The sequence below is a fragment of the Pseudonocardia sp. MH-G8 genome (genome assembly GCF_002262885.1).
Lineage (GTDB): Bacteria > Actinomycetota > Actinomycetes > Mycobacteriales > Pseudonocardiaceae > Pseudonocardia.
Genome location: NZ_NKYF01000024.1, coordinates 49628 through 73295, shown reverse-complemented (window position 1 = coordinate 73295; position 23668 = coordinate 49628). Strand labels below are relative to the sequence as shown.

Here is a 23668-nt window from a genome sequence, read left to right as displayed (position 1 = left end):
GTGCCGCGTGCGGCCCGGGTGGGGACATCGTTGCTCCGCCCTCGCTGCCTGGTGGCGGAGTAGACCAGCACCGAGGACACCGCGCAAGCATGCAGACGTGGAGATCGTGCTGCGTGCGACCGCGCCGGCGGCCTTATCCTCGAACCGTTCGATGAGGGACGGAGCAGGCGTGCATCGGGATCTGCGGGTGTCGGACGCCGAACGGCAGGCGGTCGCGCGGCGGCTCGAGCGGGCGCTGCGGGACGGGACGCTCACGATCGTCGAGTTCGACGATCGCGTGGCGGGCGCCTACGCCGCGAAGAACCGCGGTGAGCTGGAGGACCTGACCGAGGACCTCCCGCCCGACCTGTGGTGAACCCCTAACGATCCACGCCGTCACCGTCGACGGGTTCGGGCCTACCGACACGGGCGCTGCGCAGCACCGGAGGTGCCGAGGGCGGCGTGGGAGGCGTCGGCTCGGCGATGGCCGGCGTGGAGGTCGACGGGGTGGTGTCGGCCGCCCCCTTCTCGCCGGTCGGGTTCTCGAAGAAGCGCAGCAGCTCCACCGGCAGCGGCATGACGAGGGTGCTGTTGTTCTCCGAGGCCACGTCGCTGACGGTCTGCAGGAGCCGCAGCTGCAACGCGCCGGGGGTGTCGGCCATGACCCGCGCCGCGTCGGAGAGCCGCCTCGAGGCTTCGAACTCGCCATCGGCCGAGATGACCCTGGCGCGGCGGTCCCGCTCCGCCTCGGCCTGGTGCGCCATCGCCCGGCGCATGCTCTCGGGAAGTGCGATGTCCTTGATCTCGACCCGGTCGACGCTGACGCCCCAGTCGTCGGTCGGTGTGTCGATCACTGCGCGGAGCTCGTTGTTGACCTGCTCGCGGTCCGACAGCATGGTGTCGAGGTCGGCCCGGCCGATCACCGACCGGAGCGAGGTCCGCGCGACCTGGGAGATGGCGCCGAGGTAGTTCTCGACGTTCACCACGGCCTTGACCGGGTCGGTGACGCGGAAGTACACGACGGCGTCGACGCTGAGCGTGACGTTGTCCTTGGTGATCGCGCCCTGCGGGGGCACGTCGAGCACGATGGTCTGGACGGGCACCTTCACCATGCGGTCGGCGACCGGCACCAGCAACTGCAGGCCGGGTTGACGGACCTCGGGCAGCAGCCGTCCGAAGCGCAGGACGACGCCCTTCTGGTACTGCTGCACCATCTTGACGCTGCTGGCGAGCAGCAGCGCGATCAGCGCGATGACCACGATCAGGACTGTCGTGAGCACGGTTCCCACTTCCTTCGGTCGACGACGTGGGGGACTCAGCCCGACCTGACGTGCTCGATCGCGCGAAGCAAGGTGCGGGAACGCCTGCCGATTCGATCCGATCGCACGCCCGTGCAGAACGAGGATCGGGCGTGCGATCGGCCGGCTCCCTGCCGACCGGACGGCCGAGGTGTCCTTTTTGTCAGGGTAGGCCTCATCCGTCTCATCGGCCACCATCGCGCGGGTCCACGAGTCGGAGGCGGCGCACCGGCCGCTCGCCGGGGACGCTCACCGTGACTCCTCGCCGCTGCCCTGAACAGCGCGACGGCGGTTGGCCTCGACCACCTCGCCCGGCACCGCCGCCGCCGGGCGGGTGAGGATCTCCCGGATCGTCGACACGGGGAGCTTCGGCTCGCGGTCCTCGGTGAGCAGCCCGTTGCGCTCCTGCTCGGTGTCGGTGAGCTGGGTGTAGCAGAAGCCGGCCAGCTCGGGGTTGTCGAGCACGGCGTCGACGAGCTCGCGCAGCCGCTCGGCCAGCTCCTCGGGCGAGCCGACCGTGCCGTAGCCGAACCACTTCTCGCCTGCGGCGGGGGCGTAGCTCAGCCCGCCGAACTCGGTGAGCACCACCGGCTGACCGCGGTCGACGGGGTCGCCGAGCACCACCTTCTTGCGCCCGGGCCAGCGGTCGTCCAGCACCCGGTCCACGGCCGCGGCGCCGTCGTAGCGCTCGCGCAGCGACTCCCCGCGCGGGGCGTAGTCGTGCACGCCCCAGATGTCGGTCTCGGTGATCTCCCAGCCGTCGTTGGAGATCACCGGGCGGGAGCCGTCGAGGCTCTTGGTGAGGTGGTAGAGCGCGGTGGCGTAGTGGCGCTGCTCGGCGACCTCGGCCATGTGCCACACCCCCCAGCTCTCGTTCATCGGCACCCAGGTGACGACGCACGGGTGGCTGCGGTCGCGGCGCACGACCTCCAGCCACTCGCGCACCACCCGCTCCACGGCGCGGGGCGCGAACTCGAAGGCGCTCGGCATCTCGTCCCACACCAGCAGGCCGATGCGGTCGCACCAGGCCAGGAAGCGGGGGTCCTCGACCTTCTGGTGGATGCGGATCCCGTTGAAGCCCAGCTCCTTGATCCGCTCGGCCTCGTGGCGCAGCGCGTCCGCGTCCGGCGCGGCGAGGTGCGACTGCGGCCAGTACCCCTGCTCGAGGGCGAGCCGCAGGAACCGGGGCCGGCCGTTGAGCAGAAACCGCCCGTCCTGCACACCGACGCTGCGCAGCCCGAAGTACGAGCCGACGCAGTCGAACGCCGCCCCGCCCTCGTCCAGCAGCTCGACGTCGGCGTCGATCAGGGTCGGCTGCTCGGGCGACCACAGCAGCCTGCTGTGGTGCATGTCGTGGCGCGCCGCCGGGATGGCCACGTCGAAGCGCGAGTGCGCGTCGCGTACCCGCACGGTGTGCTCGGCGAGCTCCTCCTCGCCCAGGCACAACCGGATCCGCAGCCGGACGGGCCGGTCCGGGCGGCGTGACAGCGCCACCTCGCAGGTGACCGCGGCGCCGGGGACGTCCGGGGTCCAGTGCAGCTCGGAGACGTGCAGGTCCGGAACGATCTCCGCCCAGACCGGCTGCCAGATCCCGGTGGTGCGCTTGTAGAAGATCCCGTGCGGCTCGGCGCGCCAGTCCTGCTTGCCGCGGGGCTGGGTGACGTCGTCGGCGTGGTCCTCGGCGCGGACCACGATCAGCTGCGTGGCCCCGGGCACCAGCGCGTCGGTGGCGTCGAACGAGAACGGCGTGTGCCCGCCCTCGTGCCCGCCAAGGTGCACGCCGTTGACCCAGACCTGCGCTTCGTGGTCGACGGCCCCGAAGTGCAGCAGCAGCCGCTGCTTGGGCCCGGGTGCGGGCAGCTCCACCTGCCGCCGGTACCAGACGACCGGGCGAGGGCTCGGATCGCCGATGCCCGACAGCTGCGACTCGTAGGGGTAGGGCACCGTGATCGTCTGGTCGAACGGGTCGGCCGCCGTGGCCCAGCCCGCCGCGCGCCCGGTGTCGGCGTCGTCGAAGGCGAAGCGCCACTGCCCGCACAGGTCCTGCCACTCCGAGCGGACGAGCTGGGGACGCGGGTACTGCTCGTGCACGTTCTCTCCGTTCACCAGTGCGCCAGCCGCGGCCGGCTGCGGTCCTCGATGCCCACGAGGACGTCGATCAGCAGTTCCTGCAGGTCGGCCCGGGTCTCGCGGTGGGCGGGGTCGGCCCAGCGGTTCACGAGCTCGTCGGGGTCGGATTCCAGGTCGTAGAGCTCGCCGGTGCGCTCCCGCGCGCTCGCGGGCCCGCCGTGGTGCACGACCAGCTTCCAGCGGTCGTGGCGCAGCATCGTGGCGTGCACCGGCGGGTCGTAGGCGTGCCCGCTGTTGCGGTACTGGCACAGCGCCCAGTCGCGCCACGCCGTGTCCTCGCCCGTGAGCAGGCCGCGCAGGCTCGCGCCCTGGTGGCGGGGCGACGGCGCGACGCCGGCGAGGTCGAGGAAGGTCGGCGCCAGGTCGACCCACTGCACCAGCTCGGCCCGCCGTGCGGGGGCGAACCGGCCGGGCCGGCGCACGATCAGCGGCACGCGGACCGCGCAGTCGTAGTGGAACGGGCCCTTGAGCATCTGCTGGTGGTCGCCGAGCATCTCGCCGTGGTCGCTGGTGAACACCACGACGGTGTCGTCGGCCAGCCCCTGCGCGTCGAGGGCGTCGAGGATGCGCCCGACCTCGTCGTCGACGAGGGTGACCATCGCGTAGTACGCGGCGCGGGCCTCGTCGAGCTCGTCGTCGGTGTAGTCGGCGAAGCCGCGCGCGTGGCCCGCGTAGGAGCCCTTCGAGGCCTCGGTGAACAACGGGGGCGCGGACGCCAGCTCGCCGTCGGTGGTCACCCGCGGCGGCAACGACGCCACGTCGTAGCGCTGCCGGTACTCCGGCGGGGCGCCGAACCCGTGGTGCGGGTCGAAGAAGTTGGCGACGAAGAAGAAGGGCTTGCCGTCCTGGCGGCCCGAGGAGAGGAACTCGATCGTCTCGTCGGCGATCCAGTGGCTGTAGTGCGCCTTGGTGGGCAGGGTGTCCCAGGTGACCTCGCCGCCGGGCGCGGACGCCTGCGCGTACAGATCGGGGTGCGCGGCGCGCAGCCACCGGTGGTAGGCGTTCTCCGACGACCCGGGGTACGGGTCGTGCGCCCACCGGAACACCCGGAAGCCGTCGTCGAGGCGCGGCTCGGAGCGGCCGGCGAAGCAGGCACCGAGGTGGAACTTGCCGACCAGGCCGCAGTCGTAGCCGTCGTCGGCGAGCAGTTGCGTGAACATCTCCTCGTCGGGGCTGATGTCCACGCCGTTGGCGTGCAGCCCGTGCGTGGAGACGTAGCGCCCGGTCATCAGGGACGCCCGCGACGGGGAGCACACCGGGTTCTGCACGTAGCAGTTCTCGAACAGCACGCCCTCGGACGCCAGGCGGTCCAGGTTGGGCGTGGCGATGTGCGGGTTGCCATAGGCGCCGAGCGCGTCGAAGCGCTGCTGGTCGGTGCAGAGGAACAGGACATTCGGTGCGGGACTCACGACTTCACGGCTCCGGCGATCCCTTCGAAGAAGTAGCGCTGCAGGAACAGGAACAGGGCGACGATGGGGAGCAGCGACAGCGTCGCGGCGGCGGCCATGCCGGGCCAGTCCACCGAGTTCTCCCCGACGAACGCCTGCATCCCGACGGCGAGCGTGCGCAGTTCCGGGTTGCTGAAGGTGAACACCAGCGGGAGCAGGAACGCGTTCCAGGTGGCGAGGAACGTCAGCACGACGACGGTGGCCGTGACCGGGCCGGCCAGCGGCAGCATCACGCGGAAGAACACGGTGAAGAAGCCGGCGCCGTCGATCACGGCGGCCTCCTCGAGCTCGCGGGGGATGCCGCGGAAGTAGCCCATGTAGAGCAGCACCGCGGCGACGTGCCCGCCGCCGGCCAGCGCGACGACCACGCCCGTCAGCGAGTTGAGCAGGCCGAGCCGCTGGGTGAGCTCGACGACCGGGATGATCGTGTAGCCGGCGGGCACGAACAGCGTGCCGACCAGCACCCCCACCACGAACTTGCGCCCGAGGAACGAGTAGCGCGCCAGCACGTAGCCCGCCATCGCGCACCGGATCACGACGATGGCCACGGTGAACGCCGTGACCAGGATCGTGTTGAGCAGGTAGGTGCCGAAGTTGCCGTCGACCCAGGCCCGCGAGTAGTTCTCCCAGACGAAGGCCTCGGGCAGCAGCGACAGGCCCGCGGTGAAGACCTCCAGCTGTCCCTTCACCGACGCCGAGAGGACCCACACGAAGGGGTAGATCCACACTGCGGCGAAGCTGAGCAGCAGCAGCGTGGCCAGCCACAGCAGGGGGCTGCGGTGGACCCGCCCGCGCACCGGCCGGGCAACCTCGCGCCGCGCCTCGCGTGCTCGGGTGTCGGTCGCGGTCATGCGGCACCTCCGGCCGTGCGCCGGGCCGCCCGCACACCGAGCAACTGCCCGATGCCCACCACCAGCAGGACCAGGCCCAGCACCACCGCGGCGGCGCTGGCGAACCCGAGCTCGGGGATGGTGGCGGCGAAGGCCCAGCGGTAGATGTAGAGCTCGATGACCTCGGTGGCGTAGTACGGGCCGCCGCCGGTCATGGTCATGACGAGGTCGAAGATCTGCAGGTTCTGCTCGATCGTCAGCAGCGTGATGATGACGAAGAACGGGATCAGCATCGGCACCGTCACGTGCCGGAAGGACTGCCAGCCCGACGCGCCGTCCACCTGGGCGGCCTCGAGCACGTCGCGCGGCACCGTCTGTAGCGCGGCCAGCCAGTAGATCATCGTGACGCCCACCCACTTCCAGGTGTGCACGGTCATCACGGTCCAGATCGCGGCGCTCGGCGACCCGAGGAAGTCCACCCCCGGCGCGCCGGCGCCCGCCAGGACCTCGGCCACGGGACCGTCGGAGGGATCGAAGATGAACTGCATGACCACGCCGACGATGGCCGTGGTCGTCACCACCGGCAGGAAGAACGCGGTGCGGAACAGCCACTGGAACGGCAGCCGCGGGTGGTTGAGCAGCAGCGCGATCGCCAGGCCCAGCAGCACCCGCAGCGGTACGGTCACGACCATGAACAGCATCGTGATCCCGAACGCGTTCCAGAACAGCGGGTCCGCGAGCACGTCGCGGTAGTTCTGCAGGCCGACGAACGTCTTGTCGCCCTCGAACCCGCTCCAGGACAGGAACGAGTACCACCAGCTCGCGCCGATCGGCCAGAGCGTGTAGAGGCCGTAGAGCACGGCCGTCGGGAGCAGGAACAGGTAGGGCCAGCGGGCCTGCCACAGCTGGCGGGCCACTCCCGGCCGGGCCTTCTGCACGATGGAGGTCATGCGCTGTAGTCCTCTCCGCGCCGCCAGTCCGGGAAGGCCCAGTCGTCCGTGCTGACGCCGCCGACCTCCGCGATGGCGGTGTCCCGGGCGGCGGCCTTCTCCTCCGACAGCTGCCGCAACCGGCCGCGCGCATCGGTGATCTGCCCGCTCGCGATGCCCTGGACGATCTCGCCGAGGTCCGGCTCGACCGGGGTCATCGCGGCGTGGACCTGGGCCGTCCGCGGGTTGCGTGAGGTGGCGGCCGGCGCGATGAAGACCTGCTCGGTGAACATCTCGACGCAGCGCTTGTACGTCGGGTGCGCGTCGGAGGCGGCGACGACGGAGAGGTCGAGCGGCGGCTGGTCCATGGCCGCCGCCAGGCCGCGCTGGTACTCCCCGGTCACGAGCAGCTCGAACAGGGCGGAGGCGCCGTCGACCTCGTCGGACTGGCTGGACACGTAGAACGTGCCGGCGGTCGGTGGACGGGTGATCACCGGCGGCCGGCCGTCCGGGGTGGGGATCGGCCCGACGCCGAGCCGCCCGAGTACCTCCGGGAACTGCGTGGCGATGGCGCCCGCGTTGTAGGGGCCGTCGGGGAAGAAGGCCGCCCCTTCCGCGGCCCAGCGCACGCGCGCCGAACGCGCGTCCAGGGCCGTGCTGGCCAGGAACATCGTGTCGTCGTGGGCGAAGGATCGGAGGAACTCGATGGCGGCGAGGAACGCGTCGTCGTGGAAGCGGTACTCACCGGTGGTGAGGTCGATGCCGTCCAGATTCCCGGTGCGGGTGCCGGGGAAGCCCGCGGTCTGGGCGAGCTCGAGGACGAAGCTGGACAGCCGGTCGGGGAACTGCAGCGGCAGCACGATCCCCGACGCCGCGCCGCTGCGCTGCACGGCCCGGGCAGCAGCGCGCAGGTCGTCCCACGACGCGGGAGGCGACTCGGGATCGAGGCCCGCCTGCGCGAGCAGATCGCGGTGGAACCACACCAGCGTCTCGTACTGGCGCGGACTGAAGATCGGGAACGAGTACAGCTCGCCCTCGAAGCTGTGCACGCCCTCGGCGAGGGTGCCTGCGGGAAATCCGGCCCGGATCGCGTCGGGACGCCGGAGCGGGGAGAACCAGCCCTGCTCGCGCAGCAGCGGCACCGGAACGGCGAGCCCGCCGAGGGAGAACACGTCGGGCAGCTGCCGGCTCCCGAAGGCCAGCTGCAGGGCCTGCTTCTGTTCGTTGGGGTTGTAGACCGTGTACTCGACGGGCGCCCCGCCACTCTGCGCGAACCGGTCGAACGTGGACTGCTGCAGCTCTTCCAGCGGCCCGAAGTGGTCCCACCAGCGCAACGCGCCAGGGGCGCCGGAAGCGCCGCCCGTGTCGGCCGGCGCGCCGCCCGGCGACGGCGCGGTGGTGCACCCGGCGAGCGCTGCCGTGCCGGCGAGGAGGCCGGCCGAGCGCAGCAGCGCGCGCCGGGTCAGCGGTCTTCCTGGGGTCTTCACGGACACCTGCCTCGTCGCGGTCGCCGATCGTGCGGCGAAGGTTTACTACGAAGTAGAGCTCCGTGTAAAGAGCTACTGGCACAGCGCCTGTCGCGTGTCTACTACGAAGTAAGGGTTCGGGTACGCTACGTGCCTGCGGAAAGGAGCCGAATGGACGTCGATCGCGTCGCGTCGTCCGCGCGGCCCCGGATGGTCGACGTCGCGCGCGTCGCCGGGGTCTCGCAGAAGTCGGTGTCGAACGTCCTCGGCGGCTACGCGGAGGTCTCGCCCGAGCTGCGCGCGAAGGTCGAGCGCGCGGTCGCCCTGCTGGGCTACGTGCCCAACTCCGCCGCCCGGACGCTGCGCACCGGCCGCACGGGCGTGATCGCCCTCGCGGTGCCGAACCTGTCGGCGCCGTACTTCGCCGAGCTGGCCAGCCACCTCACCGACGCCGCGGCCGAGCGCGGGTTCACGATCCTCATCGACGAGACCCACGGCGAACAGGACCGCGAAGCGCTCATCGCCCGCGGGCTGCGCCACCACGTGATCGACGGCCTCATCATGAGCCCGCTCGCGATGGATCCCGCGAGCATCGCGGCCGCTGCGCGCAGCGTCCCGATGGTGCTGCTCGGCGAGCGGGAGCTTCCCGCCTCCGTCGACCACGTCGCCATCGACAACGTCGCCGCGGCGCGCGAGGCCACCGAGCACCTGCTGCAGCTGGGGCGGCGCCGGATCGCCACTGTCGGTGCTCCGCTGGACGACGCCACGAGCACCGGGTCGCTGCGGCTGCGCGGCTACCAGGCGGCGATGATCGACGCAGGCCTCTCCGACGATGGCCTGGTCGTGCGCACGCGGCGCCTGCAACGCCACCACGGCGTGGAGGCCGCCGAGCAGCTCCTCGCGGCCCCCCGGCCACCCGATGCGGTGTTCTGCTTCAGCGACATGCTCGCGATCGGCGTGATGCACGCCCTGCGGATGCACGGCCTGCGCGTACCCGACGACGTCGCCGTCGTCGGGTTCGACGACGTCTCCGAGGCCGCCTACGCCAACCCGACCCTCACCTCCGTGCACCTCGACCGGCGGCGGATCGCCCGTGCCGCCCTGGACATCCTGGTCGGGCGGCTCGACGGGTCCCGCGCGCAGGGCGCCGGGCGCACGATGATCGAGCACCGGCTGGTGGTGCGGGAGTCGACCGGCGGGCGGCCGGACGGCGCAGCGCTCCAGCCGTAGATCGAACTGCCCGGTCAGCGGGCGGCCGGGCCCGTCCGCGTCAGACCGGGGGCCGCGGCCCCCGGTGATCCGTCCGAGAAGTACACCCCAGCGGCCCCGGAGCACTCACGTACTTCTGACGACGATCACCGCCCGGTGATCCGTCCGATCAGCACGGCAGAGTGCACCCCGGAGCCCTGAGGTGCGGCTCACCACGATCACTGCCCCCGGTCGGGCCGCCTCGCGCGCACCCGGGACCCGACTCGCGGGATTGGTGGCGCGACTCGTGCACCTGGTGGCGCGACTCGCGGTGTTGGTGGCGCGACTTGTGTGTCTGGTGGCGCGACTCGCGGTGTTGGTGGCGCGACTCGCGTGTCTGGTGGCGCGACTCGCGGGTTCATGGGGGAGGGCTCTTCGGCATGACTTTACAGCGCTGTAAATCGCTGCTAGAAATCCGCCAGACACGACGGCCCGACCGGCTGTCGCCTTGATCCCACCGATGCGGAGACGACGTTGTCAGTCCCGGAGCGCTCCCCGGCGCCGAACATCCTGCTGATCATGACCGACCAGCAGCGCGCCGACTTCACCGCGGCCGGTGGCTTCGGCCTGGACACCATGCCGTTCGTCGACTCGCTGGCCGCGCGGGGCACAGCGTTCTCCGGCGCCTACACCAGCTACCCGGCCTGCGTCCCGGCCCGCACGAGCCTGCTGACCGGGCGCTTCCCGACGGCCCACCGGGTGCGGCAGAACAGCACGCCCGGCGCGGCCACCTTCGCCGAGGACATGCTCGACGTCGTCCGCAAGGCCGGCTACAGCACGCACTTCGTCGGCAAGCCGCACATGCACCGCGGCCCGGACGACTTCGACTCCTTCCGCGGCCCCTTCATGCACACCAACGGTCCGGCGGACGGCCGCAGCGAGGAGGAGGCGGCGTTCGACGTGTGGCTGCACGGGCTCGACCACGGTGTGCACCCCGAGCCGACGCCGTTCCCGCTCGAGTGCCAGCTGCCCCACCGCATCGCGTCGGGGGCGATCGAGGCGATGGACGAGGCCGACCTCGAGCGGCCGATGTTCCTGTGGGCCTCGTTCCCCGAGCCGCACAACCCCTACCAGGTCCCGGAGCCCTACTTCGGGCTGTTCGCCGAGGGCGAGGTCCCCGAGCGGATCGCCGGCCCCGAGGCGATCGCGGGCAGGTCCGAGAAGTACCGGTGGCTGCGCGCCCTGATCGAGGAGAAGCGACCGGGCTACGACGACGCGTGGCGCCGCTACCGCGCCAACTACCTGGGCATGCTCCGGCTGCTGGACGACCAGATCCGCCGGCTCGTGGCGCACCTCGGCCCGCGGGCGGACAACACGGTGATCGTGTTCCTCGCCGACCACGGCGACTACGTCGGTGAGTACGGGCTGCAGCGCAAGGGCGCCGGCATGCCGGAGTGCCTGCTGCGGATCCCGTTGCAGTTCACCGGTCCCGGCATCGCGGCGCAGCGGCGGTCGGAGCTGGTGTCCATGGTCGACGTGCTGCCGACGCTGTGCGCGCTGGCCGGCGCGCCGGTGCCCGAGGGAGTGCAGGGACGCAGCCTGGCGCCGCTGCTCGCGGGGGAGGATCCGCCGGCCGAGGAGTTCGACAGCGTCTACGCCGAGCTCGGATACGGCGGCGTCCCCTACGGGGTCGACGAGCGCCCGCCGCTGCACTTCCCCTACGAGGGCGCGACGTTCGACGAGCTGAACTCGGTGACGCAGAGCGGCGGCCAGCGGATGGTGCGCCTGGGGCGGCACAAGCTGCTGATGGACGGCGAGGGCAACGGCGAGCTCTACGACCTCGACGCCGACCCGGCCGAGCTGGACGACCACTTCGACGACGCGGAGTGGGCGCAGGTCCGCGACGCGCTGCTCGTGCGGCTCGCGCGCTGGATGGTGCGGGTCGCCGACGACCTGCCCACCGGGGCGTACCGGGCGAAGACCGTCCCCCACAACTGGCGTTGGGCCGAGCAGGCCCGCTCCTCGACGACTCGCCCCTCGACGACGACGGGAAGCAGGGATCTCTGATGACTCGACACGTGATGGACCGGCGGGGGTTCCTCGGGCTGGGCGCCGCCCTGCTCGCCGCCACCGCCGTCAGCGGGTGCGGCGGTGGATCGGGCTCGGGCCTGCGGGTCGCCTGGTACGGCGGAGCGCCGGTGCACGAGGCGCTGGACAAGGCGCTCGCCGCCTTCTCCGGTGACCACCCGGACGCGCAGCTCGCCGCGGAGAAAGCGGCCTTCGCGGACTACTGGGACAAGCTGGCCACCCAGGCCGCGGGCGCGCAGGCGCCCGACGTCTTCCGGATGTCCATGAGCTACTTCAGCGAGTACGCGAAGCGCGGCGCGCTGCTCGACCTGGGCGACGCCGGTATCCGGACCGGGGACCTCGACCCCACCGTGGCCGACAGCGGCACGATCGACGGCAGCGTCTACGGGATCGGGCAGAGCACGATCACGCAGGCCACGTTCGTCAACCGGACGCAGGTCGAGGCGCTCGGCCTCGCCGTCCCGCAGCCGGGCACGACGTGGGAGCAGTTCGCGCAGTTCGCGCGCTCCTTCGCCGCGGCCGCGGGTGACGGGCGCTTCGGGACCTCCGACCCCGGCGGCAACCTGGAGATCTTCGACGTCTTCGCGCGCCAGCACGGCACCGACACCTTCACCGCGGACGGCGCGCCGGCCGTGGGGCGCGACGTGCTCGAGGAGTGGTTCACCTTCTGGGACGAGCTGCGCCGCGACGGCGTGGCGCCGCCCGCCGACATCACCGCCGAGTCCCGGACCTTCGAGACCTCGACCCTGGTGGCGGGGCGCTCGCCGATCCAGTTCGGCTGGGTGCAGCAGGCCACCTTCTTCCAGCCGCTGGTGCAGGACACGCTCGAGGTCGTCGCGATCCCGGCCGGGCCCGACGGATCGCTCGCCGGGCAGTACACCAAGGCGCTCGACTTCTGGTGCGTCTCGTCCGAGACCGGCGACGCCGAGCGGGCGGCCCAGGTGATCGACTTCCTCGTCAACGACGACCGGGCGATCGACGCCATCGGCGTCACGCTGGGGATCCCGCCGTCGGCCCGCGCGCGCGAGCGGCTGGCGGCCGACCCGAGCTCCGCCGCCGGCAAGGCCGTCGCGTTCGTGGAGTCGATCAGCGGGCAGGTCGGCCCGCCGCCGGCGGCCTGGCCGCAGGGCTACGGCGAGCTGAAGACGACGTTCCAGCGGGTGAACGAGGAGGTCGGCTTCGGGGAGTCCGACCCGGCGCGGGCCGCCGCGGACTTCGCCGACGAGGCGGACCGGGTCCTGTCGTCATGACCGCCCCCGCGGTGCACCGCGACACGACGGTCACCCGGCTGCGCAAGAGCCTCCCCGCGTACGCGTTCCTCGCCCCGTGGATCGTCGGGATGCTCGGCATCACGCTCGGGCCGATGCTCCTGTCCCTGTACTACTCGTTCACCGACTACTCCCTGCTCGGCGATCCGCAGTGGGCCGGCGTGGACAACTACGCGCGGCTGCTGACCGACGAGCGGTTCCACGCCTCGCTGCGGGTGACCTTCCTCTACGTGGCGCTGTCGGTGCCGCTGGAGCTGGTGTTCGCGCTGCTCGTGGCGGTCGTGCTCAACCGGGGGCTGCGCGGGCTGGCCACCTACCGCGCCATCTACTACCTGCCCAGCCTGCTGGGCGGCAGCGTGGCCGTCGCGATCCTGTGGCGCCAGATCTTCGGCCGGGACGGCCTGGTCAACGACGTGCTCGCGATCGTGGGCATCGACGGCCCCGGCTGGATATCCACCCCGGAGTACTCGCTGCTCACGCTCGTGGTGCTGCGGGTGTGGCAGTTCGGGGCGCCGATGGTGATCTTCCTCGCCGGCCTGCGCCAGATCCCCGACGACGTCTACGAGGCGGCGACGATCGACGGGGCGAACGCGGTGCAGCGGTTCGTGCGGATCACGCTGCCGCTGCTGAGCCCGATCATCTTCTTCAACCTGGTGCTGCAGACGATCGGGGCGTTCCAGGCGTTCACGCCGGCGTTCATCGTCTCCGGCGGCAGCGGCGGGCCGTCGGACTCCACGCTGTTCTACACGCTCTACCTGTACCAGCGGGCGTTCGGCAGTTTCGAGATGGGCTACGCCGCGGCGCTGGCCTGGGTCCTGCTGCTGATCATCGGTGTCCTGACGGGCCTGAACTTCCTGCTCCGCCGGTACTGGGTGTACTCCGAGGACGAGCCGGGAGGGCTGCGCTGATGACCTCGATCCTGCAGGTCCGGACCACGGAGCCGCCGGCGCCCGCGCCGCCCGGCAAGGCGCCCCGCCGGCGTCGCGGCCGGCTGCTCGCCCACGCCGGGCTCGTGCTGGGCGCGCTCGTGATGCTCTACCCGGTGCTCTGGATGCTCGCGAGCTCGTTCAAGTCGCAGGCCGAGATCTTCACGTCCTCGTCGCTGGTGCCCGTGGCGCCCTCGGTGGCCAACTACGTCGACGGCTGGGACGGGCCGGGCCTGCCGTTCTGGGTCTACCTGCTGAACTCGCTGCTCGTGTGCGCCGGCGTGGTGATCGGCAACCTCGTGTCCTGCTCGCTGGCGGCGTACGCGTTCGCCCGGATGCGCTTCATCGGGAGCGGGCCGTTCTTCGCGCTGATGCTCGCCACGATCATGCTGCCGCACCACGTCACCCTCATCGCGCAGTACGCGATCTTCCGCGACCTCGGGTGGATCGACACGTTCCTGCCGCTGGTGGTGCCGAAGTTCCTCGCCACCGACGCGTTCTTCGTGTTCCTGATGGTGCAGTTCATCCGCGGGCTGCCCCGGGAGCTGTACGAGGCGGCACGCATCGACGGCTGCGGCCCGTTCCAGATCTACCTGCGCATCGTGCTGCCGCTGCTGAAGCCCGCACTGGTCACCACCGCGATCTTCTCGTTCATCTGGACCTACAACGACTTCTTCAGCCAGCTCATCTACCTGTCCAGCCCGGAGAACCTGACGGTGCCGCTGGCGCTGCGCTCGTTCCTGGACGCCTCGGGCGAGTCGGAATGGGGCCAGATGTTCGCGATGAGCGTGGTCACCCTCGTCCCGGTCGTCATCGTCTTCGTCTCCTTCCAGCGCAAGATCGTGGCCGGGATGGCGCACACGGGTCTGAAGTGACGGGCGCCCCTATCCTGGGCGCCATGCTCGCTCGCGGTGCGCCGCCCCGATGAAGCCGCGCCTGCAGGACGTCGCCGACCGGGCCGGCGTCTCGATGAAGACGGTCTCCAACGTCATCAACGGGTACGTCCACGTCTCGGAGGCGATGCGGACCAAGGTCCTCGCGGCGATCGAGGAGGTGGGCTACCGGCCCAACCTCTCGGCGCGCAACCTCGCCCGCGGCCGCGCCGGGATGATCGCCCTGGTCGTGCCGCAGCTGGACATGCCCTACTTCGCCTCGCTGTCGATGCACGTGCTCGAGGCGGCCGAGGAGCAGGGCTGGGTCGTGCTGATCCAGCAGACCCGTGGCGACGCCGAGAAGGAGCGGGCCGTCCTGTCGGGCCGGTTCGCGCAGCGCGTCGACGGGCTGGTGTTCAGCCCGGAGGGCGTCACGGCCGAGGAGATCGGGCAGCGCAGCGACCGGACGCCGCTCGTGCTGCTGGGCGAGCGCGCCACCGGCGGCCTGGCCGACCACATCGTCGTGGACAACGTGGCGGCCGGGAAGCTCGCGGTGTCGCACCTGCTCGACCTCGGCCGCCGGCGCGTCGCGATGATCGGCCCCGAGGGCGTGGCGACGACGAACCGGCGTTTCGACGGCTACGCCGCGGCCCTGGCGGAGCGCGGTCTCGAAGTGGATCCCCTCCTCGTCGAGCCCGTCCCGCGCAACCTCGGCGAAGCGGGCGAGGCCGCCATGAACGCCCTGCTGGCACGGTCGGTGCCGCGTCCGGACGCCGTCTTCTGCGTCACCGACTGGGTGGCGCTGGGCGCCATCCGCTCCCTGCACCTGCACGGGCTGCGCGTGCCCGAGGACGTGGCCGTGGTCGGCTTCGACGACATCCCCTACGGGCGGGCGTCCACCCCGACCCTGACCTCGATCTCCCCGGATCGCGCGGCGGTGGCCCGGGCCGCCGTCGCCTCGCTCGCGGCGCAGCAGGGATGCAGCTCCGAGCCCCGCGAGATCCCCGCCGGGTTCGAGCTGGTGGTGCGGGAGAGCACCGCCGGCGTAGGGGGCGCGGCGTTCGTCGCACCCGCCGCGGTGGACGACGCAACGCTCCCGTTCGGCCGCGCGGCGCCCTGAGGGGTTCTAGCCGCCGTCCGGGAACGTGGTCACGTAGCACCGTGACGCGAGCCAAGGCAGGAGTTGCGCCAGCGCCGCGACCGTCTGGTCGCGGGGCCCGCCGCCGTCGTGCAGGAGCGCCACCGCGCCAGGGCTCATCTGCTGCTGCACCTGCTCGACGATCGCGTCGACCCCGGGTCTGGTCCAGTCCCGGGAGTCGACGCTCCAGCCGAGCGGACGCATGCCGTGTGTGCCCGCCGCCTGTTGTACACCTGCGGACCACACGCCTCCGGGCGCCCGGAACCAGGGCACATCGGTTCCGGCGAGTTCCGCGAGTTCGTCGTGGGCCATTCCCGCTCCGGGCCTCGACGGGTCGATCTCATGCCGATGGCTGTGGTCGCACAGCTGCATCCCGGCATCGACGATCGCCCGGACCAGCTCCGGATGGCGCATCGCGTTCTCGCCGACGATGCAGAAGGTGGCCACGGCGTGGTGGCGGGTCAGCAGGTCCAGCACCTGGGGCGTCCAACGGGGGTCCGGACCGTCGTCGAACGTGAGGGCGACGGTCCGGGCAATCGGCGAAGCGTCCTCCACCCCGGTGACGACCGCGGGGACGGATGGGGGTGCGATCAGCGAGCCGGTCGCCGCGCCGGCGTCCACCGCGATCCCCACGCCGGAGGCCGCCACGGGCTGTAGGACCGCCGACTGCTGCGGGACGAGCGGGGTGATGAGGCCGTGCGCGAGCAGGGCGAGCGCGCAGGCGCGGATCTCGAATCGCGTCAGTGCTCGCATCCCGCCTCCGCACGCTCGGCCGGGGACGAGATCTACCCGATCGGGTGACGCGAGGGCGCTCGACGCGCCGGTGGGTCAGGGAACGGCTTCGCAATCCCGGCCGGGTCCGTGACGGGGCGAGGATCATGCTCGACGGAACAGCGGAAGGAGCATCGGCATGACCGACGACCACCGGGGTGGTGCATCCCGCCACGTAGAGGTCGACGTCGACGGAGCCGGCGTCGCGACGTTGACGTTCCGGGACGCGAAGGGGTTGAACATCCTGGCCACGCCGGTCGTCGAGCGCCTCACGGGCCTGCTCGACGACCTGGCCGCCCGTCCCGAGCTGCGGGTGCTGGTGCTGCGCGGCAGCGGGGACCGGGCGTTCAGCGCGGGCGCCGACGTCCACGAGATGGCGCGCCTCGAGCCCGGCTCGGCGCGCGCGTTCATCCGACGCCTCGCGCGTCTCTGCGAGACGGTCCGGACCTTCCCGGTGCCGGTCCTCGCACGTATCCCCGGCTGGTGCCTCGGCGGCGCGCTCGAGCTCGCGATGGCCTGCGACCTGCGGATCAGTAGCACCGAGGGCCGCTTCGCGATGCCGGAGATCGAGGTCGGCATCCCGTCGGTGATCCACGCCGCCCTGCTGCCGCGGCTGGTCGGCGCGGCCCGCGCCCGCCGGTTGATCCTCACCGGCGAGACCGTCGACGCCCGCACAGCGCTCGACTGGGGTCTCGTAGACCAGGTCGTCGAGGCCGATCAGCTCGACGACGCCGTGCGGCGGGCCGCGGAACGCCTCGCCGGCTTCGGGCCCTTGGTCGTGCGGCAGCAGAAGCGCCTGCTGCGGGAGTGGGAGGAGCAGGGCCTCTGCGAGGCGGTCGAGGCGAGCGTCGCCGAGTTCGGTGCGGCGTTCGAGACCGGCGAGCCGCAGGAACGCATGCAGCGGTTCCTCGCGCGCAAGCGCGGCTGACCGGCCGCGCGAGGTGGGGCCAGCCCCCCTGGTCGGTCGGCGGGTCTGCCGGGTGGGTTCGCCGCTCGCGCCCCGTCACGCTCGACGGCATGACGACGAAGCGCACAGGTGCGCTGCTGGCCGCCACCACCGCCGTTCTCCTCGCCGCAGTGCCGCTGCGCGCAGCGGCGGACCCCGTCGGCCACGCGCCGGCCGCTCCGTCGTGGAGCGCGTGCGTGGGCGCGGGGCTCGACCCGCGGCAGGAGTGCGCCACGCTGGAGGTGCCACTGGACCACGACGATCCTCGTGGCGAGCGCATCGACCTCGTGATCTCCCGCATCCCCGCCGCTGACCCCGCGACGCGCCGCGGCACGCTGCTGCTGGTGCCCGGAGGGCCGGGGGAGCCGGGGCTGTCCGACCCGACCACCGCCGCCCGCAGCCTTCCCCCGGAGGTGCTGGACGCCTACGACCTGGTCAGCTTCGACCCGCGCGGGGTCGCGAAGTCCTCCCCGATCAGCTGCGACCTGGCCGGCGAGGACCTGTCCCTGGTGAAGCTGCGCTCCTGGCCCGGCGCCGACGGGGAGATCGCGGAGAACGCGGCGACCGCGCAACGCCTGGCCGACGCCTGCGCAGCCCACGGTGGCCCGCTGCTCGACGAGATCAGCACGGCGAACGAGGCCCGCGACATCGACCACATCCGGCGAGCGCTGGGGGAGGCCCGGATCTCGCTGTGGGGCGTGTCGTACGGAACCTACGCCGGCGCCGTCTACGCCCAGCTGTTCCCCGAACGCACCGACCGCGTGGTGCTCGACAGCGTGGACGACCCGGACCCGACGCGGGTGGCCCGCGGCTGGCTGGCGAATTACGCGGTCGGGGTCGAGGACGCCTTTCCCAGCTTCGCGCGGTGGGCGGCCGACCCGACCAACCCGCAGCATCTGGCCGACGCTCCCGAGCAGGTGCGGCCGCTGTTCCTGGATCTCGCCGCCCGCCTGGACCGCGAGCCCGTCCCGTGGCCGGGCGCCAACCCGCCGCAGCTGTCGGGCAACGTGCTGCGGCAGACGCTGTTGGACGCCCTCTACGCGCCCGACCGATACCCGGCGTTGGCCGAGCTGATGCGCGCAGCCCTGGACGGCACCGCGCTCCCCGCGGCGAAGACCGCGCCCGACGAGGTGGTGCAGAACTCGGCGGCCGTGATCGCGGCGACCATCTGCAACGACGTCGCCTGGCCCACCGACATCGACCACTACGCCCGCAGCGTCGCCACGAGCCGGGAGCGCCACCCGTTGACCGCGGGCATGCCGGTGAACGTCACGGCCTGCGCGTTCTGGAACGGCGGGCCGGCCGAACCGCCCGTGGAGATCACCTCACGGGGCCCGTCCAACGTGCTGCTGGTGCAGAACCTGCGCGACCCCGCCACCCCGCACTCCGGAGCCCTCCGGATGCGCGAGGCCCTCGGTGACCGGGCACGGATGATCACCGTCGACGCCACCGGCCACGGTTCCTACGCGAGGACCGGCAACGCCTGCGGCGACCGCCACGTGACCACCTTCCTCCTGACCGGCCACCGCCCTGACCAGGACACGTTCTGCGATGGGTGAGCGCCCCACGACTGGTCACGCCCGATCGGCGGCCGCCACGACGCACACCGGGGACGGAACGACCTGCGACCCCACGAGCTCCGGCACGCCGGTGGCCGGGTCGAGCCGGAACGTGCTGATCTCGTCGGACCGCTCGTTCGCGACGTGCAGCCACCCGCCGTCCACCCAGATGTCGCGGGGCCAGGTCCCGCCGCAGGGGGTGTCGACCACCGGGCGCAGGCCCACGTCGGTGACCTCGTGCGTGGTGATCACGTCGGCGCCGCGGGTGGAGGTGTAGACGAAACGCCCGCCGGCACCGAGCCGGATGGCCGCGCCCGAGGAGCCGTCGTCCGTGGCGGCCACGGTCACCGGCGTCTCGGCGCGGATCCGCAGGTCGGCGTACCCGGCGCCCGGCGTCAGTGCGATTACGGTGCGCCCGAGCTCGGTCAGGACGAACACCGTGCCGTCGGGGTGGATCACCATGTGCCGCGGGCCGCAGCCGGCGGGCAGCGGGATGTCGGCGACGGGGCGGAGATTCCCGCCCTCGACGCGGTGGGCGCGCAGCAGGTCGGCGCCGAGGTCCGTGCTGAGCACGGTGGCGTCGGGGGCGAACGCCACCGCGTGGGCGTGCGGCCCCTCCTGGCGGTCCGATCGCGGCCCGCTGCCGTGCCCGGGCACCGTGGAGACGGGCCCGTCGAGCCTGCCGTCGGTCAGCGGGTGGGCGCTGACCTCGCCCGTGCCGTAGCTCGCAGCCACGACGACGCCCTCGCCCGCCGCGAGGTGGCACGGCGCGGCGGCGACGGCCGCGGAGCCGGTCGGGCGCAACCGGCCTCCGGCGGCGTCGAAGGCGAGCACGGCGCCGGGGTCCTGCTCGCTCACCGCGTACAGCGCGCTGCCGCGCGCCGCCAGGTAGGAGGGGCTGTCCACCTCGACGGCGAGCACGGGGGCCTCGAGGACGCCGTCGGGGGAGCGGTCCGCGCGGTAGATGCCGCGCCCGTTCCCGGCCGCGCCGGTGTAGGTGCCGATCCAGAAAGCCGACGACATGGGTGTCCCTTCGCTGCGGTCCGCGAGTATCGGATCACGCGGCCGGGAGCACCTGCGCCGGAGGTCCCTCGCCCACCAGCCGGCCGTCGCGCAGCAGCAGGCAGTGGTCGGCCCCGGCCGCGACGTCCGGGTCGTGGGTCACGCGGACGACGGTGACGCCGTCGGCGGCCGCCTGCCGGAGTGCCTCGTCGATCCGGACGCGGGCCTGCGCGTCGAGGCCGGCGGCGGGCTCGTCGAGCAGCAGCAGGTCCGACTCCTGGGCCAGCCCCTGCGCGACCAGCACCCGCTGGCGCTGCCCGCCGGACAGGGCGCCGAGCGGGCGGTCGGCGAGGTCGGTGACGCCGAGGCGCTCCAGGCAGTCCGCCACGACGCCGCGGTCGCGCGCGGTGAGCCGCCGCCACGGCCCGCGGGTGGCCCAGCGGCCCATCGTGACGGTGGCCCGCGCGGTGATCGGCAGCGTCTCGGGGGCCGTGCTGCGCTGCACGACGTAGGCAGGGCGGGCGTTCCCGAGCCGTTCCACCACGCCCGCGACCGGGGTGAGCACGCCGGCCAGCACGTCCAGCAGTGTCGACTTGCCCGCGCCGTTGGGGCCGAGGACGGCGGTGATGACGGCCCGGGGGATCGCCGTGCGGATCCCGTGCAGGGCGGGGTCGCCGTGCCCGGCGACGAGGTCGCGGACCCGGATCGCGTCGTGGATCTCGTCGTCGCTCATCTCGCCGTCGTTCATCTCGCCGTCGCTCATCTCACAGCCTCTCGATAACGGAAATCGATGTCGTTAAGGTACCCGGCGTGCTGGAGTGGCTGCTCGTCCCGTTCGAGGTGTCGTTCGTCCGGCGGGCGTTGGTGGCCGGGGTCCTCGTGTCCCTCGTGTGCGCGCTCGTCGGCACCTGGGTCGTCCTGCGCGGGATGGCGTTCCTGGGCGAGGCGGTGTCGCACGGGCTCCTGCCCGGGGTGGCGCTCGCGTCGCTGACCGGGCAGAGCGTCCTGCTGGGCGCCGCGCTGAGCGCGGGCGTGATGGTGGCAGGCGTCGCGCTGGTCGGCCGCTCCCGCCGCGTCTCCCGCGACACCGCGATCGGCCTGCTGTTCGTCGGCATGCTCTCGGTCGGAGTGATCATCGTCTCGCACTCCGACTCGTTCGCCGTGGACCTCACCGGGTTCCTGTTCGGCGACGTCCTCGCGGTCGGGCCTGCGGACCTGTGGCAACTCGGCGCCGCGCTCGCCGTCGCCGCGGTCGTCTCCCTGCTCGGCCACCGCGCGTTCCTCGCGCTGGCGTTCGACGCGCGCAAGGCCCGCACCCTCGGGCTGGCGCCGGGCGTCGCGCACGGCGTGCTGCTCGCCCTGGTGACGCTGGCGATCGTGGCGTCGTTCCGGGTGGTCGGCACGCTGCTGGTCTTCGGTCTGCTCATCGCCCCGCCGGCCGCCGCGCTCCTGTGGGCCCGCCGCGTCGCCACGATCATGCTCGGCGCCGCGCTGGTCGGTTGCGCCTCCACCGTGCTGGGGCTCGTCGTCTCCTGGCACGCCGGCACGGCCGCGGGCGCGACCATCGCCGCGGCCGCGGTCTCCCTGTTCTTCGTCTCCGCGCTGGCCTCGCACCTGCGAGGTCGGCTGTCCGTCGGCGCCACCGTGGCGTCCCCCGAGGAGGTTCGCGCGTGATCGCGCATTCCCGAACACCGCTCTACCGCGCCACCGTCCTGGCCGCCACGGCCGCCGTCGCCGTGGCCTGCGGCGCGCCCGCCGAGGAGCCCGCGCCCGAGGCGCCCCACGGCTACGTGGCCGGCGCCGAGGAGACGGCCGAGGTGCAGTCGCGCCTCGTCGTCGCCGACGCGGCGGGCGCCGTCCGCGTGCTCGACCTCGCCACCGAGGAGGTGGTCGAGGCGGGCCGGGTCGACGGCGTCGGGTCGGTGACCGGCGACGGGCGCCACGCCTACCTCGCGAGCGACGACGGCTCGGTGCGCATCGTCGACAGCGGCTCCTGGACCGTCGACCACGGCGACCACACGCACTACTACCGGGCCGCGGTGCGGGAGGTCGGGTCGGTGCCCGGCGCCGACCCCGTCGCGGTGCACGCCGACCAGGCCGTCACCGCGCTCGCCCTCGCCGACGGCACCGTCGCGCTGCTCGACCGCGCCCGCCTCGACGAGGGCGCTGTCGTCGAGCTCGCGACGATCCCCCGGACGCCGCACCGCGGCCCGGCCGTCCCGTACGAGGGGCACGTGCTGGCGTCGGTGGCCGAGCCGGGGCAGCAGTTCGGGTCGGGCGTCGCGGTGCACGACCGGGCCGGGGCGCCGGTCGCGACGATCGACGAGCCGTGTCCTGCGCTGGAGGGCGCCGCCGTCACCCGGCGCGGCGTGGTGTTCGGGTGCGCCGACGGGGCGCTGCTGGTGAGCGGCTCCGACGGCGCGTTCGCCGGGGAGAAGATCCCCTACCCGCAGGCGGTGACCGCCGACGAGCGCGTTCGCGAGTTCCGGCACCGCCCGGGTAGCGCGCTGCTCACGGCCCGGGCGGGGGAGGCCGGTATCTGGGCGCTGGACGTCACCGCCCGGACCTGGACCCGCCACGACACCGGCCCGGTCGCGGCCGTGAACAGCGCAGGCGCGGGCACGGCACTGCTCACGCTCACCGCGGACGGCGTGCTGCACGCCCTCGACCCCGCATCCGGGGCGGAGCTCGCGGCCACGCCACTGCTCACCGCCCCGGTCGCGCCGGGCGTCCGCATCGAGGTCGACACCTCCCGCGCCTACGTCAACGACCCGGCCGCCGGCGTGATCCACGAGATCGACTACGCCGACGCCCTGCGCGTGGCCCGCACCTTCGACCTCGGCGGGACGCCGAGCCGCATGGTGGAGACCGGGCGATGAGGCGGCGTGCGCTCGCAGCCCTCGTCGGGGTGCTGCTGCTCGCCCTCGCCGGGTGCGGGGAAGCGGAGCAGGAGCGCTCGGTCGTCGTGACGACCAACATCCTCGGCGACGTCACCCGCCAGATCGTCGGCGACCAGGCGGAGGTCACGGTGCTGATGGCGCCGAACGCCGACCCGCACTCGTTCGGCGTCTCCGCCCAGCAGGCCGCGCGGCTCGAACGCGCAGGGCTCGTCGTGCACAACGGCCTGGGCCTGGAGGAGGGCGTGCAGCGCCACGTCGACGCCGCCCGCGCCGCCGGCGTCGCGACGTTCGCCGCGGCCGAGGCCGTCGACCCGATCGCCTTCGCCACCGACGGCAGCGCCGGGCATCCGGACCCGCACTTCTGGACCGACCCGCAGCGCGTCCGCCGCGTGGTCGACCTCGTGGCCGACGAGGTGGTCGCGCACGTCGAGGGCGTCGACGAGGCGGCGGTCCGTGCGAACGCCGCACGCTACGGCGCCGCCGTCGACGAGCTCGACGCCGCGCTGACCGCGCAGTTCGCGCGCATCCCGGCGGAACGGCGCAAGTTGGTGACCAACCACCACGTGTTCGGCTACCTCGCCGAGCGCTACGGCTTCGAGGTGGTGGGCGCGGTCATCCCGAGCGGGACGACGCTGGCCTCACCGAGCGCCTCGGACCTGGAGTCGCTCGCCACCGCGGTGCGCACCGCGGGCGTGCCGGCCGTGTTCGCCGACTCCTCCCAACCCGACCGCCTCGCCCGCGTGCTCGCCGACCGCGCCGGCGTGCAGGTGGCGGTGATCCCGCTGTTCTCCGAGTCGCTGACCGACGAGGGCGGTGGCGCGGCGACCTACCTGGAAATGATGCGCGCCAACGCCGACGCGATCGCGCGCGGCCTCGGCGCGACGCCCTGAGGCCGTACCCCCCGAAACCGAGTAGAAGAACGAAAGGCGA

General features: G+C 72.8%; 21 protein-coding genes. 12 read left to right on the top strand and 9 right to left on the bottom strand.

Annotated elements, in window-relative coordinates; genetic code table 11:
* Positions 1–97: 97 nt before the first annotated feature.
* Positions 98–355, top strand: a complete 258-nt coding sequence (locus tag CFP66_RS35580; protein WP_094929731.1) for a DUF1707 domain-containing protein — start codon at positions 98–100, stop codon at positions 353–355.
* A gap of 4 nt (positions 356–359) precedes the next feature.
* Here the strand turns inward: CFP66_RS35580 and CFP66_RS35575 are convergent, their stop codons facing one another.
* The 6 genes from CFP66_RS35575 to CFP66_RS35550 all read right to left on the bottom strand — a co-directional run bounded on the left by CFP66_RS35575 (position 360) and on the right by CFP66_RS35550 (position 8101).
* Positions 360–1259: a slipin family protein gene (locus tag CFP66_RS35575; protein WP_233159980.1), complete on the bottom strand. Its 900-nt coding sequence runs from the start codon at positions 1257–1259 to the stop codon at positions 360–362.
* Between the two features lie 267 nt (positions 1260–1526).
* A complete protein-coding gene (locus CFP66_RS35570) occupies positions 1527–3368 on the bottom strand; it encodes a glycoside hydrolase family 2 protein (protein WP_233159979.1) in 1842 nt (613 codons plus the stop codon).
* Between the two features lie 11 nt (positions 3369–3379).
* Positions 3380–4816, bottom strand: a complete 1437-nt coding sequence (locus tag CFP66_RS35565) for a sulfatase (RefSeq protein WP_094929729.1) — start codon at positions 4814–4816, stop codon at positions 3380–3382.
* Complete coding sequence (locus tag CFP66_RS35560) at positions 4813–5706, bottom strand: carbohydrate ABC transporter permease (RefSeq protein WP_094929728.1); 894 nt, start codon at positions 5704–5706, stop codon at positions 4813–4815. Before CFP66_RS35560 ends, CFP66_RS35565 begins: the two co-directional genes overlap by 4 nt.
* The gene (locus CFP66_RS35555; protein WP_094929727.1) at positions 5703–6635 is read right to left on the bottom strand and encodes a carbohydrate ABC transporter permease; all 933 of its coding nucleotides are present in this window, start codon (positions 6633–6635) and stop codon (positions 5703–5705) included. The genes CFP66_RS35560 and CFP66_RS35555 overlap by 4 nt, the downstream gene beginning before the upstream one ends.
* Positions 6632–8101: an ABC transporter substrate-binding protein gene (locus tag CFP66_RS35550; RefSeq protein ID WP_158228329.1), complete on the bottom strand. Its 1470-nt coding sequence runs from the start codon at positions 8099–8101 to the stop codon at positions 6632–6634. The genes CFP66_RS35555 and CFP66_RS35550 overlap by 4 nt, the downstream gene beginning before the upstream one ends.
* A 150-nt stretch (positions 8102–8251) precedes the next feature.
* Between CFP66_RS35550 and CFP66_RS35545 the strand changes: the two genes are divergently transcribed.
* The 6 genes from CFP66_RS35545 (at position 8252) to CFP66_RS35520 (ending at position 15542) form a co-directional block, all read left to right on the top strand.
* Positions 8252–9310 (top strand): LacI family DNA-binding transcriptional regulator, encoded by a 1059-nt coding sequence (locus tag CFP66_RS35545; protein ID WP_198961886.1) that lies wholly within the window; start codon positions 8252–8254, stop codon positions 9308–9310.
* Between the two features lie 492 nt (positions 9311–9802).
* The gene (locus tag CFP66_RS35540) at positions 9803–11335 is read left to right on the top strand and encodes a sulfatase-like hydrolase/transferase (RefSeq protein ID WP_198961885.1); all 1533 of its coding nucleotides are present in this window, start codon (positions 9803–9805) and stop codon (positions 11333–11335) included.
* A complete protein-coding gene (locus CFP66_RS35535; RefSeq protein ID WP_094929725.1) occupies positions 11335–12606 on the top strand; it encodes an ABC transporter substrate-binding protein in 1272 nt (423 codons plus the stop codon). Before CFP66_RS35540 ends, CFP66_RS35535 begins: the two co-directional genes overlap by 1 nt.
* Entirely contained in the window at positions 12603–13532 is a 930-nt protein-coding gene (locus CFP66_RS35530; RefSeq protein WP_094929724.1) for a carbohydrate ABC transporter permease, read from the top strand. Before CFP66_RS35535 ends, CFP66_RS35530 begins: the two co-directional genes overlap by 4 nt.
* The gene (locus CFP66_RS35525; RefSeq protein WP_094929723.1) at positions 13532–14425 is read left to right on the top strand and encodes a carbohydrate ABC transporter permease; all 894 of its coding nucleotides are present in this window, start codon (positions 13532–13534) and stop codon (positions 14423–14425) included. The genes CFP66_RS35530 and CFP66_RS35525 overlap by 1 nt, the downstream gene beginning before the upstream one ends.
* Positions 14426–14474: 49 nt before the next feature.
* Complete coding sequence (locus CFP66_RS35520; RefSeq protein WP_094929722.1) at positions 14475–15542, top strand: LacI family DNA-binding transcriptional regulator; 1068 nt, start codon at positions 14475–14477, stop codon at positions 15540–15542.
* 6 nt (positions 15543–15548) lie between these two features.
* On the opposite strand, the gene CFP66_RS35515 is transcribed toward CFP66_RS35520, so the two are convergent.
* Positions 15549–16313 carry a polysaccharide deacetylase family protein gene (locus tag CFP66_RS35515; RefSeq protein WP_198961884.1) on the bottom strand — a complete coding sequence of 255 codons (765 nt, stop codon included), beginning with the start codon at positions 16311–16313 and terminating at the stop codon, positions 15549–15551.
* A 157-nt stretch (positions 16314–16470) separates the two neighbouring features.
* On the opposite strand from CFP66_RS35515, the gene CFP66_RS35510 reads away from it, so the two are divergent.
* Both CFP66_RS35510 and CFP66_RS35505 read left to right on the top strand, forming a co-directional pair.
* Positions 16471–17259: an enoyl-CoA hydratase gene (locus CFP66_RS35510; protein ID WP_094929721.1), complete on the top strand. Its 789-nt coding sequence runs from the start codon at positions 16471–16473 to the stop codon at positions 17257–17259.
* Positions 17260–17348: 89 nt separating this feature from the next.
* Entirely contained in the window at positions 17349–18836 is a 1488-nt protein-coding gene (locus CFP66_RS35505) for an alpha/beta hydrolase (RefSeq protein ID WP_094929720.1), read from the top strand.
* 15 nt (positions 18837–18851) lie between these two features.
* On the opposite strand, the gene CFP66_RS35500 is transcribed toward CFP66_RS35505, so the two are convergent.
* Together CFP66_RS35500 and aztA are read right to left on the bottom strand one after the other, a co-directional pair.
* Positions 18852–19859, bottom strand: coding sequence for a lactonase family protein (locus CFP66_RS35500; protein ID WP_094929719.1), 1008 nt, complete (start codon positions 19857–19859; stop codon positions 18852–18854).
* A gap of 34 nt (positions 19860–19893) precedes the next feature.
* Positions 19894–20601 (bottom strand): zinc ABC transporter ATP-binding protein AztA, encoded by a 708-nt coding sequence (gene aztA, locus CFP66_RS35495; protein ID WP_233159978.1) that lies wholly within the window; start codon positions 20599–20601, stop codon positions 19894–19896.
* 50 nt (positions 20602–20651) lie between these two features.
* Between aztA and aztB the strand changes: the two genes are divergently transcribed.
* Genes aztB through aztC form a run of 3 tightly spaced genes read left to right on the top strand, consistent with a single transcriptional unit; the run spans position 20652 to position 23628 of the window.
* A complete protein-coding gene (gene aztB, locus CFP66_RS35490) occupies positions 20652–21512 on the top strand; it encodes a zinc ABC transporter permease AztB (protein WP_094929809.1) in 861 nt (286 codons plus the stop codon).
* Positions 21509–22717: a hypothetical protein gene (locus CFP66_RS35485; RefSeq protein ID WP_233159977.1), complete on the top strand. Its 1209-nt coding sequence runs from the start codon at positions 21509–21511 to the stop codon at positions 22715–22717. The genes aztB and CFP66_RS35485 overlap by 4 nt, the downstream gene beginning before the upstream one ends.
* Complete coding sequence (gene aztC, locus CFP66_RS35480; RefSeq protein ID WP_094929718.1) at positions 22714–23628, top strand: zinc ABC transporter substrate-binding protein AztC; 915 nt, start codon at positions 22714–22716, stop codon at positions 23626–23628. The genes CFP66_RS35485 and aztC overlap by 4 nt, the downstream gene beginning before the upstream one ends.
* Positions 23629–23668: the final 40 nt, after the last annotated feature.